The 16,010-nt window shown below is 44.6% G+C and carries 13 protein-coding genes; 9 read left to right on the top strand and 4 right to left on the bottom strand.

What is annotated here, in order from left to right; all coding sequences use genetic code 11:
* Window positions 1–27: 27 nt before the first annotated feature.
* Entirely contained in the window at window positions 28–1,095 is a 1,068-nt protein-coding gene (locus tag AC37HE_RS04800; protein ID WP_500781648.1) for a GNAT family N-acetyltransferase, read from the top strand.
* Between the two features lie 49 nt (window positions 1,096–1,144).
* Complete coding sequence (gene upp, locus AC37HE_RS04795; protein WP_500781647.1) at window positions 1,145–1,807, top strand: uracil phosphoribosyltransferase; 663 nt, start codon at window positions 1,145–1,147, stop codon at window positions 1,805–1,807.
* A 66-nt stretch (window positions 1,808–1,873) separates the two neighbouring features.
* On the opposite strand, the gene AC37HE_RS04790 is transcribed toward upp, so the two are convergent.
* Window positions 1,874–2,668, bottom strand: a complete 795-nt coding sequence (locus tag AC37HE_RS04790; protein ID WP_500781646.1) for a class I SAM-dependent methyltransferase — start codon at window positions 2,666–2,668, stop codon at window positions 1,874–1,876.
* A 62-nt stretch (window positions 2,669–2,730) separates the two neighbouring features.
* Between AC37HE_RS04790 and AC37HE_RS04785 the strand changes: the two genes are divergently transcribed.
* The 4 genes from AC37HE_RS04785 (at window position 2,731) to AC37HE_RS04770 (ending at window position 9,062) form a co-directional block, all read left to right on the top strand.
* Window positions 2,731–3,207 (top strand): regulatory protein RecX, encoded by a 477-nt coding sequence (locus tag AC37HE_RS04785; RefSeq protein ID WP_500781645.1) that lies wholly within the window; start codon window positions 2,731–2,733, stop codon window positions 3,205–3,207.
* A gap of 589 nt (window positions 3,208–3,796) precedes the next feature.
* A complete protein-coding gene (dnaE, locus tag AC37HE_RS04780; protein ID WP_500781644.1) occupies window positions 3,797–7,435 on the top strand; it encodes a DNA polymerase III subunit alpha in 3,639 nt (1,212 codons plus the stop codon).
* Between the two features lie 113 nt (window positions 7,436–7,548).
* Window positions 7,549–7,866: a thioredoxin gene (gene trxA / locus AC37HE_RS04775; RefSeq protein WP_500781643.1), complete on the top strand. Its 318-nt coding sequence runs from the start codon at window positions 7,549–7,551 to the stop codon at window positions 7,864–7,866.
* Between the two features lie 266 nt (window positions 7,867–8,132).
* The gene (locus AC37HE_RS04770) at window positions 8,133–9,062 is read left to right on the top strand and encodes a DUF58 domain-containing protein (protein ID WP_500781642.1); all 930 of its coding nucleotides are present in this window, start codon (window positions 8,133–8,135) and stop codon (window positions 9,060–9,062) included.
* Here the strand turns inward: AC37HE_RS04770 and AC37HE_RS04765 are convergent.
* Window positions 9,059–10,132: an endonuclease/exonuclease/phosphatase family protein gene (locus AC37HE_RS04765; protein WP_500781641.1), complete on the bottom strand. Its 1,074-nt coding sequence runs from the start codon at window positions 10,130–10,132 to the stop codon at window positions 9,059–9,061. The genes AC37HE_RS04770 and AC37HE_RS04765 overlap by 4 nt on opposite strands.
* Window positions 10,133–10,239: 107 nt before the next feature.
* A complete protein-coding gene (gene prmC / locus AC37HE_RS04760; protein ID WP_500781640.1) occupies window positions 10,240–11,097 on the bottom strand; it encodes a peptide chain release factor N(5)-glutamine methyltransferase in 858 nt (285 codons plus the stop codon).
* 38 nt (window positions 11,098–11,135) lie between these two features.
* Here prmC and ribD point away from each other — a divergent pair, with 38 nt between their 5' ends.
* On the top strand, window positions 11,136–12,188 hold the full coding sequence (gene ribD / locus AC37HE_RS04755) for a bifunctional diaminohydroxyphosphoribosylaminopyrimidine deaminase/5-amino-6-(5-phosphoribosylamino)uracil reductase RibD (RefSeq protein WP_500781649.1): 1,053 nt from the start codon (window positions 11,136–11,138) through the stop codon (window positions 12,186–12,188).
* A 33-nt stretch (window positions 12,189–12,221) separates the two neighbouring features.
* Here ribD and AC37HE_RS04750 read toward each other — a convergent pair whose 3' ends face one another.
* On the bottom strand, window positions 12,222–12,626 hold the full coding sequence (locus tag AC37HE_RS04750; RefSeq protein ID WP_500781639.1) for a DUF6146 family protein: 405 nt from the start codon (window positions 12,624–12,626) through the stop codon (window positions 12,222–12,224).
* A 92-nt stretch (window positions 12,627–12,718) separates the two neighbouring features.
* Between AC37HE_RS04750 and cls the strand changes: the two genes are divergently transcribed.
* Complete coding sequence (gene cls / locus AC37HE_RS04745) at window positions 12,719–14,185, top strand: cardiolipin synthase (RefSeq protein ID WP_500781638.1); 1,467 nt, start codon at window positions 12,719–12,721, stop codon at window positions 14,183–14,185.
* A gap of 227 nt (window positions 14,186–14,412) precedes the next feature.
* On the top strand, window positions 14,413–15,879 hold the full coding sequence (locus AC37HE_RS04740; RefSeq protein ID WP_500781637.1) for a RimK family ATP-grasp domain-containing protein: 1,467 nt from the start codon (window positions 14,413–14,415) through the stop codon (window positions 15,877–15,879).
* Window positions 15,880–16,010: the final 131 nt, after the last annotated feature.

Here is a 16,010-nt window from a genome sequence, read left to right as displayed (position 1 = left end):
GGGAAACATTATGCCAAAAGAATCTAAATGAAACTTCATAAGGTCACCATTAAAGAACTTCCGAACTTTGTCGACAGCAAGTGGTTTCAACAGTTGCCTGTTCACCCCGTTAGTTTAGATCGGGTGCAGTCGTTTAAGGCGAATCCGCACGCACGGGAGGAAGACCATGTTTTGTATTATTTCGAATCAGACGATGAAATTTTGGCCTTTCGAACGGTTTTTCCGGCTATGCTGAATTCTGAATCGGAGCGTTTTGTTTGGCTTAGCGGAGCCTGGACAGACCCCATTTACCGTAAAACAGGATTGTCGGTCAAGTTGCTGAAAGAGGTGGCTGCCGACTGGAACGGGCGGATGATGGCAACCAACTTTTCACCGGTGTCATCTAAATTGTACCGACGTTCAGGTTTGCTGAGTCCACTTTATTCCGGTAGTGGGCGTCGGTTTTATTTGAATCCCGATTTTAAGAAGTTGCTGGAGCCGCGTATTGGGAAGCTCGCTTTTGTTGGTGAGCTGATCAATTGGCTGTTGGCTTCTTCAGTTCGGAAGCGGATGGAGTCGTATGAGTCGGAATTACCGACCAATTTGCGATGGGAGAAGTTGGCCTTTCCCGATCAGCAGTGTCTGGAGCTAGCGAATGATCAACAAACGGATTTCTTTTTTAAGCGGGGAGAGGAGGAGCTGAAGTGGATTTTGGCTTATCCCTGGTTGTCGACCGACGATCCGACTTTTGAGCATACGTATCCGTTTAGCTCTTATGTAAGGCAATTCGAACTTTATACGGTTAAGCTGTTTGAGTCCGGGCAATTCGTTGGCTTCCTGATTTATTCGTTACGCGATGGCCATTTAAAATTGCTTCATCAACATTTCTTGAAGGACATGTCCGAAGCTGTTGCCGGCTATCTAATTGCTGTGGCGGTAGATTCGGAGAGCGCGATGGCGACAATTTTGCAGCCTGAAGTGGCCCGAAAGATGCAGCTATTACCCAATCCGTTTTTGTTTTCCAAAGAATTTAAACACAGTATTTTTACAAGTTGGGCAAAGCTGCCTCAAAACAGTCTGATTCAACCTGCTGAGGGGGATTTTATCTTTACTTGATTCCGTGGTAAAGGGAAAAATTGCTTATTTTCGTCAAAAATTTTTTGACATGAAAATTTACAACCTCAGCGAATCAACTTCAATTTTTAACCAATACATTTCCGAAATACGCGACGAAAGCATTCAGCAAGACCCACTTCGTTTTCGTCGAAATCTGGAGCGTTTGGGGGAAGTGTTTGCATACGAAATCAGTAAAACACTCGATTATAAAGTGTCTGATGTAAAAACTCCGCTGGGTATTGCCCAAGTGCCGGTGTTGAGACAGCAACCGGTTTTGGCGACCATCCTGCGCGCAGGGCTTCCACTGCAGCAAGGGCTACTGAATGTCTTCGACAAAGCCGAGAATGCGTTCATTTCAGCCTATCGCAAGTACGACGACGAAGGTGAATTTCACATTGAATTTGAATACCTGGCAACACCGGACCTGAGCGATAAAGTGCTGATGATAACCGATCCGATGCTGGCTTCAGGTTCTTCAATGGAGATTGCTTACAAAGCGATGATGCAAAAAGGCGAACCGCAACATGTGCATTTGGTTGCGATTATTGCGAGTCGTAAGGGAGTAGACCATGTGAAGCAGCACATTAAAGCGAAGAATGTAACGCTTTGGGTTGGTGCCATCGACGAGGAAATGACCATGAAATCGTACATTGTACCGGGCTTGGGTGATGCTGGTGATTTGGCATTCGGACCGAAGATTGATTCACACTAGATATTGACCAACGAAAAGATACAGAGCCGGAATGTCCGGCTTTTTTTGTGCGATTTTGTTAGTGTATCAGCCTTTCGTAGCGCGCACTGCAAACACCATCGGCAGCATATTTCCCATGTGCTTAATCCTGTATTTGTTTTCGTCACAGGCAACGGTTTTATTAAAGCAGTTGTAAGGTGAATAGTCAAATTCGTCGAACGCATCAATCTGCATTTTTGATTTCAGAAGGCTGTTGAGTACCTCGCTGGTTGGATGGTTCCAGCATACCGATTCCAACATGATTGGTGCGCCACGGTCGGTGTAGGTGCCGCTTTCGGTTTCCACAATTGTTTCTCTGTTGAAATAGTCATATTCGATGTGGTTGAAATTGGAGTCGAAGATCCACACCACAGGATGAAACTCAACCAATAGAAGTTCGCCTCCGGGTTCCAGGAAATTAGCAATAACTTCAGCCCAACGATTCAGATCGGGTAACCAGCCAATGACGCCGTAGCTGGTAAACACCAGGTCGAACGAGTCGTCGAGCTGGTTGGGTAAATCGTACAGGTCGCAGCAAATAAACCGAACGTCTTGCTCGCAGTCTTTAGCCAGCTGTTGCGCACGGCGAATAGCTTCGTCCGACAGATCGACAGCTGTAACCTTTGCTCCCATCCGCGCCAGCGAAATGCTGTCCTGCCCAAAATGGCATTGCAGGTGAAGCACTTTCTTTCCTTCTATATTTCCGAGTCGCTCCAGCTCAATGCTTTGCAGTGAGCTGCCTCCTGAAGTGAATTCCTTCACCCCGTAAAAATCCGAGTCGAAATGAATGGCTGTTCTGGCATTCCAAAGCTTACGGTTGATGTCGATGTAATTGGGTTTCATATTGGTTTATTTTGAAAGCAGCCTCAAGGTATTAACTTTGCGCAATAAGGGCAAACGTAATTATGACGGAATTGAACGACGAACAAAGACAGGCTTTTTCAAAAGCTGCGGCACTATGCAGCCGGGCCGAGAAAAGTCCCGGTGCTATTCAGAAGAAACTAGGGCAGTGGGGCCTGTCGCCTGAGGATGCCGAGCCGGTTATGCAACTGCTTTTTCAGCAAAAATTTTTGGATGAGGAGCGTTTTGCCTGTAGCTATGTGCGCGATAAGTTTCGGTTTAACCAATGGGGACGGGTAAAAATTGCCTTTCACCTGAAAGCCGAAGGAATATCAGGCTCTATGGTGCAGCTTGCCCTGGCCGAAATTGATGAGGATGCTTACCGCGCCATGCTGAAAGACCTATTGGCGGATAAAATACGTAAAACCAAAGCTGCCAACCAATATGATTTGAAAGCGAAAATTTTCCGCTTTGGCCAAAGTCGCGGCTTCGAGCAGGATTTGATCCTTTCCGTATTCGAAGAACTTCATCGCGTAGGCTAGCCGTTGATTTTCACTTCACTGTGTCTGCTTATCTTTTACTTTCCCTTTGTTGGTTTCCAGTTCCGCTTAATTATTTTCCAGTTTCTCTTAATTATATTTCACTACTGCTTAATTATTTTCCAGTTCCCCTTATCTTTCTTCCAGCTCTCCTTAATTATCTTCCAGCTCTCCTTATCTTTTTTTCAGTTCTACTTAATTATCTTCCAGTTCTACTTAAAAAAGTTTAAGAAAAGCTGTAAAACTATTAAGGAAAACTAAAATAAATTTAAGCATTGCTGTAAAATTATTAAGCAAAGCTGTAATTTATTGAAGGAAAGATACGAAATAGCCGATTCGTAAATTCCCCCAATGGTGGCGGGGCCGTTGCTTTTAATTGAGGGCCGTATTTATCGGGCCGCCGTAATAAAAGCAGAAATATATCATAGGTTCGCAATGCAAATCTGAAACTTTCAGTATTGAAGAAGGAGGTTCTTACCAGTTTTCAATATTAATCAACAGGGGGTTTTAAAGCCAAATTGAAAAACGTATTTTTAGGGAATGGGAAAAAGCCGGAGTGCCGGTTTGTGAAAAAGATTTAAACGACTTGAGAATGATTCCATTTACGCATTTACATGTTCACTCGCAATACTCCATTTTGGATGGTGCAGCCAGTGTAAAAGGGCTGGTGAGCAAAGCCAAGAACGATGGTATGACTGCCCTTGCATTGACCGACCACGGGATGATGTTCGGGATTAAAGAGTTTTGGGACACCTGTAAGAAGGAAGGCATGAAGCCTATTTTAGGTTGCGAAACTTATGTGGCTTCTCGCTCCATTGCGGATAAAAGCGATAAGGTTGACCGCTCGGGTGACCACTTGATCCTGCTGGCAAAGAATCGTACGGGTTATGTGAATCTGATCAAGCTGATTTCAACGGCTGCAACCGATGGGTTCTACTACAAACCGCGTATCGACAAGGCCTTACTGGAGAAGCATAGCGAGGGCCTCATTGTGTCGTCGTCTTGTTTGGGAGGCGAGGTGCCGCAGCATATCATGAATACCACATTCGAGGAAGCCGAAGAAACGGTGAAGTGGTTCAAGGGTGTGTTTGGCGACGATTATTACCTGGAACTGCAACGACACAACTCTGAAATGCCAGAGCTGAACGAGCAGGTATATAAGTACCAGGTAATGGTGAACGAACGCGTACTGGAACTGGCAAAAAAATACGACGTCAAGGTGATTTGTACCAACGACGTTCACTTTATAAATAAAGAAGACGCCGACGCACACGACTTGCTGATTTGTTTGAATACCGGGAAGGATTTTGATGACCCAAACCGGATGCGTTACACCAAACAAGAGTGGTTTAAAACGCAGGCCGAAATGAACGAGCTGTTTGGCGATGTGCCCGAGGCGCTGAAGAATACCCAGGAAATTGTCGATAAGGTTGAAGTATTTGAACTGAACTCGTCGCCTATTATGCCTCCGTTCCCGATTCCCGAGGAGTTTGGGACGATGGACGAATACCTGGAGAAGTTTAATGAAGCAGCCATTACCGAGGAGTTTGGAGAGAAAAGTGTTGAGCGCAACGGCGGTTACGAAAAAACAGTGCGTGTGAAGCTTGAGTCGGACTACCTGCAGCACTTAACCTATGAAGGCGCTTACGTGCGTTACGGAAATCCGATGCCTCACGATGTGAAAGAGCGGATTGACTTTGAGCTGGATACCATTAAAACAATGGGTTTCCCCGGTTACTTCCTGATTGTGCAGGACTTCATCAATGCGGCCCGTGATATGGGAGTACTTGTTGGTCCCGGTCGTGGATCGGCTGCCGGTGCAGCCGTTTCGTACTGCGTAGGGATTACCAACATCGACCCGATTAAGTACGATTTGCTGTTCGAACGTTTCCTGAACCCCGACCGGATCTCCATGCCCGATGTCGATATCGACTTTGATGATGATGGTCGCCAAATGGTACTCGACTGGGTGACCGATAAATATGGGCAGGATAAGGTGGCCCACATTTGTACCTTCGGTACCATGGCAACCAAGCTGGCCATCCGTGATGTAGCGCGGGTATTGAAGCTGCCTTTGCCCGATGCCGACCGTTTGGCCAAGTTGGTGCCCGAAGCTCCCAAAATGAGTTTCGCCAAGGCCTACAAGGAAAGCCCCGAGCTGGCTGCCGAAAAAGACTCGGAAGATCCGCTGATCCGCGATACCCTGAAGTTTGCCGGAACCCTTGAGGGGTCGGTGCGTCAAACCGGAGTGCATGCCTGCGGGATTTTGATTAGCCGCGACCCGCTGACCGATCACATTCCGATTATGCCAACCAAGGAAGAGCATTTGTACACGACCCAGTACGACGGTCGTTTTGTTGAGGCGATCGGTTTGCTGAAAATGGACTTCCTGGGGTTGAAGACCCTTTCAATTATAAAAGAATGTCTCGAAAATATACGCCTTTCAAAAGGGATTGAGATCGATATCGATGCCATCCCGATGGACGATGAGAAGACCTTTGAGTTGTTTAGCCACGGCGACACTACGGCGATTTTCCAGTTTGAATCGCCGGGGATGAAAAAGCACCTGCGTAATCTGAAGCCTAACCGTTTTGAGGACCTGGTTGCGATGAACGCTTTGTATCGTCCCGGTCCAATGGAATACATCCCCGATTATATTGAGCGGAAACATGGCCGTAAAAAGGTGGAATATGACCACCCAATGATGGAAAAATACCTGAGCGATACCCACGGTATTACGGTGTTCCAGGAGCAGGTGATGCTTTTGTCGCGTCATCTGGGGGGCTTTACCCGTGGTGACTCCGACTCGCTGCGTAAAGCGATGGGGAAAAAGCTTATTGCCATGATGGACAAACTGAAAGTGAAGTTTGTGGAAGGTTGTAAGGCCAACCCGGACTTTGTGGAAGGTTGTAAACAAATGGGCAAAGAAAATGAAATTGAGAAACTCGTCAACAAGATTTGGAAGGACTGGGAAGCTTTTGCCAGTTATGCCTTTAACAAATCGCACTCGGTTTGTTACGCCTATATTGCCTATCAAACCGGTTATCTGAAAGCCCACTATCCTGCTGAGTTTATGGCGGCCAACATGAGCCGTAACCTGAGCAATATTACCGATATTACCAAATTGATGGAAGAATCGAAGCGAATGGGAATCAATGTATTTGGCCCCGATGTGAATGAGTCGTTCCAGAAGTTTACGGTAAACAAAAAGGGCGATGTGCGCTTCGGTATGGCTGCCATTAAAGGGGTTGGCGCTGGTGCTGTTGCCGATATTGTTAAGGCACGCGAGGATGGACCGTTTAAAGATGTCTTCGATTTTGCAGAGCGTGTAAACTTACAGTCGGTCAACAAGAAAAATATTGAAGGTCTCGCATCTGCCGGTGCTTTTGACAGCATGGGGATGAAACGTTCGCAGTTTTTTGCTGCAGCCGATGAGAACGATGCTCCTTTCATTGAGAAACTGATTAAGTATGGCCATCAAATTCAATCGGAAAGTAATAATGCTATGCAGTCGCTTTTCGGCGATGTGATGTCGGCGCAGGCTGTAAAAACGCCCGATATCCCGAAGGTTCCGGAATTTGCCAACCTGGTCTTGCTTGAGAAAGAAAAATCGTTGATCGGGATCTATCTGTCGGCTCACCCGTTGGATGACTATAAACTGGAGTTCGATAATTTTGTCAGTCGCGAGTTCACACTGAAGAACCTGAATAACAACATAGATGCTTTGAATGGTCGCGAAATTACTTTTGCCGGAATGGTTACTGAGGCTTTCGAGACGGTTGGTAAAACCGGGAAACCTTACAGCAAATTAACTCTTTCCGACTATGAAGATTCTTATACCATGTTTTTCTTTGGAAAAGACTATGTAGAGTTCGGTAAGTTTTGTAAGCCTAACATCTTTATCATGGTGAAAGGCGTGGTGCAGGAAAGTTTCCGGGGAGGACTGGAGTACCGGGTTCGGCATGTTGAGATGCTTGAAGAAGTACGAAAGAACCAGGTGAAAGCGGTTACTGTAGAAATTGCTGTACAGGCCATCACCGACGAATTTATTCAGGAAGTGGATCAACTATGCCGGCAAAACAAAGGAAGTGCCCTGCTTAAGTTTAATTTGTGGGATACTGAAACAAAATCTGTAGTCAATCTGTTTTCAAGAAACACTCGAATTGAGTTGAATCAGGAATTTGAGACATTTTTGAGGAAACACGAAAATATCTCTTTCAAAATTAATTAATTTTGTGCCGCACATTAGTGCGTTTTGTTTGATGGTTTAGACCTGTAAGCTATTGATGAGTAATTGGTTATTATCGAAATAAATTGAATTTTAAAACAAAAAAATATTGAATTATGGCAATTGAAGTAACTGACGCAAATTTTGAAGAAGTAGTATTGAAATCGGAAATCCCTGTATTGGTTGATTTCTGGGCTGAATGGTGTGGGCCATGTCGCATGGTAGCTCCTGTTGTTGAAGAATTATCGCAGGAATACGACGGTAAGATTCTGGTAACTAAAGTTGATGTCGACAGCAATCCGAATACTGCTATGCAGTTTGGTATCCGTAACATCCCAACAATCCTTTTCATTAAAGGTGGCGAAGTTGTGGACAAACACGTTGGTGCTGCTCCAAAATCAAGCCTGGCTTCAAAAGTTGATGCTATTCTGTAAGCAACTACATAAACGATCGGATAAAGGCGTGAAGGAATTCATGCCTTTTTTTCTGAAGTCAATTGAACGTATGGATGCAAAGGCGTTTTCTGTTACTGCATTTCTCCGGGATGTTTTGAAGACAACCTGACAACCTCGGAAAACAAGGACAACAGGAAATACAGAATGTTTCCCGGCTTTCAGACCTGTTGATGATTCTCCGAAATCAGATATGTTTTGTTTGTTGAGAGCTTGTGTTTCAGGCCGACAATCCTAAATTTGTAAATATGAATAACCTGTTTGACATCCAGCAATTTCAGCAGTTCGATAACCTGGAACTGATTGCCCGCGAAGTGGTCGAAGGTTTTATTACGGGTTTACACCGCAGCCCTTTTCATGGTTTCTCGGTTGAGTTTGCCGAGCATCGTCAATATAACCAGGGGGAACCGACCAAGCACATCGACTGGAAATTGTTTGCCCGCTCCGACCGCTTGTATGTCAAACAGTACGAAGAGGAAACCAATTTACGTTGTCAGTTAGTGCTCGACACCTCGTCTTCGATGCTTTTCCCGTTCAACACAGGCAAGGATAAACGAATCAATAAGCTGGCATTTTCGGTCTATTGCTCTGCAGCTTTAATGTACCTTATGCGTAAGCAGCGCGATGCAGTTGGTCTTTCACTTTTTTCCGATCATATTGAATTTCATTCCGGGAATCGCTTGTCCTCGGTTCATTCCGAATTGCTTTACGGCAAATTGGCGGGGCTTCTTTCCGCCGGAAAGGACGACCTGAATAAGACGACAAACACGGTTGCCGCTTTACATCAGATTGCCGAGCAAGTGCATAAACGCTCGCTGGTGATCATTTTTAGCGATATGCTCGACGAGCACACCGATGATGAGCTGTTTTCGGCTTTGCAGCATTTACGCTACAATAAGCACGAGGTCATCCTGTTTCATGTAACCGACCACAAGCAGGAGCGGGAGCTCGACTTCAGCAATCGCCCATATCGTTTTGTGGATCTGGAAACCGGTCAGCATCTTCGCTTTTCACCAGGCGAACTGAAAAAGCGCTATCGGGAAGCTGTTAAAAACTACTTTGAGGAGTTAAAAGTGAAATGCGGTCAGTACCAGATTGATTTGGTAGAAGCCGATATTCACCAGGATTTCTCGGCAGTACTAATGAATTTCCTGTTAAAACGGAAGCGCTTGTTTTAATCTTTCGTTTGCGGAATCAGGGTACAGCATACCGGGTAGTGATCTGAATAATCAACCCGATCAATCTTAAAATTATAGGCTTTAAATTGGGAACTATGCATAATGTAGTCAATCCGGAAGGATGGCAAGCGTCCCAGGTAGGTATTGCCAATGCCTGATCCCGATTCAACAAAAGCATCTTTCAAATCGCCCCGAACCGTATGATAGGCGTACGAAACCGGTGTGTCGTTAAAGTCTCCGCAAACCAGCACCGGATAGGGGGAGGCTTCGATTTGACGGCGAAGCTCTTCGGCTTGTTCAGCCCGTTTGATAAATGCCTTTTTCAGTTTCGATCCAAACAAGCGAAACTCTTTCATATTGTTGTCCTGTTTGTTGATCGAAATTGAATCCAGCGAACTGATATCTTGCTCTGTAAAACGATAGCTCTCCAGGTGACAGTTGAAGATACGGAGCGTGTCGGTAGGAGTCACAACATCGGTAATAATGATCATATTGCCAGTGCCTTCAAAATGAACGTCTTCTTTATGAATGATTGGGAAGGTTGTTAAGGTAATGGGACCGTGTGCTCTTCCTGCATCTGCATGGGTTGGCAATCCTTTCAGGTTAAATTGCTTGATAAAGCCGGCATAGCCTTTCTTGTTTAAGAAAGTCATTTCCTGGAAACAAAGAATGTTTGGCTTTTTATCTTTGAGATAATCCAAAATGGTCTGGGCATTTTTTGTGGCCTCCTTGTACTTATAACCTTTCGCAATAAATGCTTTCACGTTGTAGCTGCATACAACAATTCCTTTTTCCTTAGTTTCTTTGGGTGAAAATTGGAAATAATTTTGAAGATGGGAATATCCTATCGCAATACAAATAATGGACATGAGTGCCCATTTGGGCGAAGTAAATAGCCAATAAAGAATGAACAGGATGTTGATTAGCAGGATGTAAGGATAGGATAGTCCGATGACTGCCGGCACCCAAAATACGGCTGGGCTTACCCAAACCGAAAGGTAAATGAATAACAGGGTGAACGCAGCTATGATATTCAAAAAGAGGATGATATTTCGGAAAAATCGTTTCAAGCGGAATCTGTTTAATTGTGTTTCTCAAGTAAAGATAAAAAACCAACGGTATCTGCCAATCACGTTGTGCGCCCGAACATTTATTTTTTTGTGATTTAAACACTGATTTACATTTGTCCTCCTGTCCATTCTGCTTTGACCATCCTGTCTTTGCCGTTTAGGTCTTTTCGAAGGGAGATATTTATGTACCCCATTTGTTGCAGTAGGTCGCAGCATTCCAGGCCGAAGGCTTCATTAATTTCCCAATAGATTAATCCCCCCGGGCTGAGATTCAATTGCCCGAAACGTGCCAGTGCTTCGTAAAATACGAGCGGCTGATTGTTCTCAACAAAAAGGGCCAGATGAGGTTCAAAGTCGAGTACATTGGATTGCATGAGTGCTTGTTCCGAAAGGCGAATGTATGGTGGGTTGCTCACCAAAATATCAACCTGATGTGGTAGCTGTGTTCGGGTTGAATTTAAGATATCCAGTTCGAAAAAATAAACTTCAGCCTGGTTTAGTTCGGCATTGAGGTGAGCGATCTTCAGTGCCTCTGGCGATATGTCACAGGCTGAGATGAGCAATTCAGGCAGATTCTTTTTTAAGGCAATAGGGATACAGCCGCTACCTGTGCCGACATCCAGAATTCGGGCTTCCGCATGTGGCCGGTCTTTAATAATCCAGTCGATCAGTTCCTCTGTTTCAGGTCTGGGAATCAGCACGTGTTCCGAAACCTGAAATTTCAGATCGTAGAATTCAGCCTCTCCAAAAATGTATTGGATTGGCTCATGCTTCTTCAGTCGCGTTACAATTTCTACAATATTTTCACGATCGTCCTCACTAAGTTGATCATCATTTTTCAGGATCAGATCAGTCAATGAGTAACTCTTTAGCCAGGAAAAAATCATCCTGATAAAGCTTTCGATCTCTTCACCGGGGTAGTAATCCCGTAATTCCTGACGAATATATTGTAGGCTTGCTTGCATTATTTGTATTTTTGGCAAATTTAAGTTTTTTCTGTATTGTGACTCAGGCTGAAATTTATATGAAGCGTTGCATCGAACTTGCCGAACTGGGCAGGGGTGAGGTTGCACCCAACCCAATGGTTGGAGCGGTAGTTGTGCATCATGGTCGGATTATTGGCGAAGGCTATCATCGTCAATGTGGTGGACCACATGCGGAAGTTCATGCAATTAACGCAGTTAAAGATAAGGAATTGTTGAAAGAATCGACAATTTATGTGAGCCTGGAGCCCTGTGCCCATTATGGGAAAACGCCTCCCTGCTCCGATCTGATTATTGCCAGCGGTATTCCTCACGTTGTGGTTGGCTCGGTCGACCCGTTTGCCAAAGTGGCCGGAAAGGGAATTGAAAAAATGTTGAAAGCCGGTGTTCAGGTTGATGTTGGAATTCTGAACGAAGCTTGCCTGGAACTGAATAAGCGCTTTTTTACTTTTCATCAAAGGAAACGCCCGTTTATCTACCTGAAATGGGCGCAAACGCTGGATGGCTACCTGGATATTGATCGTTCTCATCCCGAGTTTGGTCAGCCTACCTGGATTAGTAATGAGTTATCGCGACGCATGGTACATAAGCAACGTACCGAGGTTGATGCCCTGCTGATTGGAACCAATACGGCTTGGAAAGATAACCCGTCGTTGACCGTTCGCGAGTGGGTCGGTCGCCAGCCGGTTCGACTGGTACTGGACCGAATGAATCGCCTTCCCGCAGATATCCACTTAAAAGATCATACTGCCCACACAGTTGTTTTTACCTCGAAACTACTGGAATCGCAAGATAATTTGGAATATGTGGTTTTGGATTATGCGTCGAATATTGTTCCGCAGATCCTGAAATGGATGTACGAGCAAAATTTGCAGTCGGTAGTTGTTGAGGGTGGGCGACAGCTGCTACAGGCTTTTATCGATCAGGGAATGTGGGATGAGGCGCATGTTTACATTGGGCATAGCTGGTTTGGAAGTGGTGTTGCCGCTCCAAAATTAAATGCCTTGCCAGTAACAAACGAGCTGCTGCACGATACCCAATTGCAGGTTTTTGTACATTCCCCAAAGGACTAATAAGCTGGACTCTATTGTAAAATCGAGCTCAGGTTAATAGGATTTAGGACCATCCGGAATGAGTTGAATTCCCAATTCATTTTCAACATACATGAAATAGTAAAATAGTTTGTGATTCAGTTCGAAACCATAATCGATATTGGTTTGGTAGTCGATATTCCCTTCAATAACCTCGGGATAGCGGTACCCAATATGTTGGTAGTTCCACGCATCGACATAACGTTTGTTCCAACTCTCGTAATAGCTTTGTGTATGGTACTTTGACGGTGTGCCGTGGATTAAATACCAGCTATCAAAGCCGGGATCTAAAACAATGAGTTCGTAAGTTATGCTGTCTTCCTGGGCAGTCGGTTCTTGTTCCTGGATAACCAGTTCCCGCTTGTTCGTACAAGCCATTGCGAGTACGATGAAAAGCGCTGTGATGAATAAATATTTCATGGCATCTGTTTTTTATCTTCTACGAAATATCAATTCGTTTGTTAATCAATAATAAATTATCGAATTTTAGTGAGGGAACCAAGATTCGAAATATGGATAGTATGCTCTCTTATTTGAATGAACACTTAACGATAGTGCTGAATGCACTGTATTTGTTGACTGTTATCTTTATTGCCATTCTGATTATTTTAGAAAACAGAAGCCCGCTAAAAACAATCAGTTGGATCTTAGTTGTGGTTCTTTTACCTTTTATAGGTATGGTCTTTTTCTTGTTTTTCGGGCAGGAGTATCGTAAGAAGAAAATGTTTTCGCGCAAGGGCTTAAAGGGGCTGGAACGTTTGCGAAAGATGACGCAGGACCAGATGGTTAGCATCCCACAGGCATTTTTCGATTTACCCGAAGCTGTTCTAAGTAAAAAACATTTGGTGAGTTTGATGCTTTCAAATTCGAATGCATTGTTGACATCGGATAACGAGCTTACAGTATTAAAAAACGGGGAACAGACCTTCCCTGCTATTTTTCAGGCCATTGAATCTGCCAAACATCATATTCATGTTGAGTTTTATATTATTGAAAATGATACTCTGGGGAATCAGCTCCGAGATATTTTGATTCGCAAATCGCGTGAAGGTGTTCATGTTCGCTTGATTTACGATGATGTGGGCAGCTGGGCCTTACCACGGAAATACATTAACTCGCTGAAGGAGGCAGGGGTGAAGATCGATTGTTTCATGAAGGTGCGTTTCCCGCATTTGACCTCCCGGGCGAACTACCGGAATCATCGGAAAATTGTGGTCGTCGATGGTCATACGGCTTTTGTGGGTGGTTTGAATATTGCTGATCGGTACCTGAATGGCACGAAGTCAATGGGTGTTTGGCGCGATACACACCTGATGATCCGCGGAGGAGCAGCAACAATGCTGCAGGTTATTTTTATGGCCGATTGGTATTTTGTGTCCAGGGAGATCTTGCATGGGGAAGAATACTTTCGTCCGGTGGTTGATGGAAAAGGGAAATTGGTGCAGATTGTTGCTAGTGGACCCGACTCGGATTGGGAGAGTATTGGTCAGGCTTACTTTGCCGCTATTGCTTCGGCTCAAGAGCGGGTTTACATCAACACACCATACCTGATTCCAACTCCTGAGATTTTAAATGCATTAAAGGTTGCCGCTATGGGAAGTGTCGATGTCCGAATTTTGGTTCCTTACAAATCGGATGCACTGACTCCCAAATGGAGTACGCGTTCGTTTATTGCAGAACTGCTGGAGGCGGGAGTGAAAATTTATTTCTACGAGGCCGGTTTTCTGCATAGCAAACTCATTTTGGTTGATGGTGTTTTTGCATCTGTGGGAACGGCCAATTTCGACTTCCGAAGTTTGGAAACCAATTTTGAGGTTAATGCGATGGTTTATAACGAAGCATTTACCCGGCAACTGGAAGAGCAGTTTATGGCCGACTTACAGCAGAGTCGGGAGGTAATTGCAGAGGATTGGGACCAACGTCCACGACTCGAAAAAGCCAAGGAATCTTTCGCCCGTCTGTTGAGTCCGATGCTTTAAAAAGCACATTTTTATTACCTGTTATTTTCTTTTAAAAAAGTGAATCAACTTGAATAACAAATCAAGAAATTGCGTACAATTGTAAGCCCGTTTTTAAGAAATCGCTTCCTGTTTAAGGCATTGGTAGTTAGGCTGATGTTTGGTGTTTTGAGCGTGATTGATTCTTGGGTTTCGGGTTTGTTTTAACTGGTAATTTTTAACTTGTTTTTTCTTTTTGAAATCATAAAATGCAATCAACACTTATTCTGGTAGATTCATTGGAGCAATGGAAACCCTACTATGAAACAGAAAGCCTGATTACAGGAGCAGATTATTTGCAGAATGACGAATTGAGTAAACAGCCCTTGTTGGTAATAAACCTTTGCAGCTCGCACGAGTATCACACCGAAGGGTATTATTGCTCGTTGTTAGCCCAGGCCCGGGGCCACAAAGTTCTACCGGATGTTGATGTTCTGAACCGGATTGAAAACGGGGCCCTTACCCGTATGGACGATGGGTTGCAAAAACAATGTTACAAGTGGATGCAAGCTCAGAATACTACTGTTGAATCATTTGATATAGACATCTATTTTGGCCTGACCGCCGAACCTGAACTGGAAAAGATTGCCCGTTATATTTTCGAGCAGCTGCCTTGCCCGCTAATACGGGTAACCCTGGCTAACCGGGCTAAAAACCAGATCGATTCGGTTAAAATTATTAGTCTGAAGGATTTATCCGAGGTACAGGAAGATCTGTTTGCCACGGCTTTGGATAACTTCAACAAAAAAATCTGGCGTCAGCCGCGTCACCACCGGGCATCGCGTTTTGATTTGGCGATTCTGTATGATCCGGAAGAAAAATTACCTCCGAGTAATAAAGGGGCTTTGAACCGGTTTTTGAGTCAGGCTAAAAAGATGAATATCAACGCCGAATTGATTACCGAGGACGATACAACCCGTCTGCTCGAATTCGATGGCCTTTTTATTCGTCAAACAACGGCGCTGAACCACCTTACTTACCGGCTGTCGCAAAAGGCTCATCAGGCAGATATGGTTGTGATTGACGATCCACTCTCGATTATCCGTTGTACCAATAAGGTGTACCTGAAAGAGTTGCTCGATCGGGAGGGGATTCCAACACCAAAGTCGAAACTGATTTTCAAAAATAACCTGGCTTCGTTTACCGAGGTAACGGAATGTCTGGGCAACCCGATTGTCCTGAAGATTCCCGATGGATCGTTCTCTGTGGGGATGTATAAAGTGACTACCGAGCAGGAATACCAGTCGGCATTGGAAGAATTGTCGGAACGGACTTCAGTGTTTCTGGCGCAGGAGTTTGTCCCCACGCCTTTCGACTGGCGGATAGGTATTATCAATGGCGAAGCGTTGTATGCCTGCAAATACTTTATGGCTCGTGGGCATTGGCAAATTTATAATCACGATGGAAAGAAAACCAAGTCGGGAGCCTGGGAGTCGGTACCTATTGGCAAAGCACCAAAGCATGTGGTGCGCAATGCCGTAAAGGCGGCATCCCTGATCGGTAAAGGGCTATATGGTGTTGATGTAAAGGAAATTGATGGTAGGTCGTTGGTAATTGAGGTAAACGATAATCCGTCAATCGATCATGGCGTGGAAGATGATATTTTGGGTGATGAATTGTATCGGCAAATTTTACGGGAATTTGTTAGCCGCATGGAGTTAAAAGGACGAAAATGATAAATATTGCCCAAATAGAACAGGCACAAAAGGCCGATTTGAAGGAGATCTTTGTATTGGAGCAGCTTTGCTTTGATGCAGAAGCGTTTACTCGCCGGCAATTACGCTATTTATTGTCGCAGGCGAAAGGC

The organism is Mangrovibacterium sp., assembly GCF_059905295.1.
The sequence above is the reverse complement of the archived record's forward strand: the minus strand, read 5'-3'. Positions and strand labels throughout refer to the sequence as shown.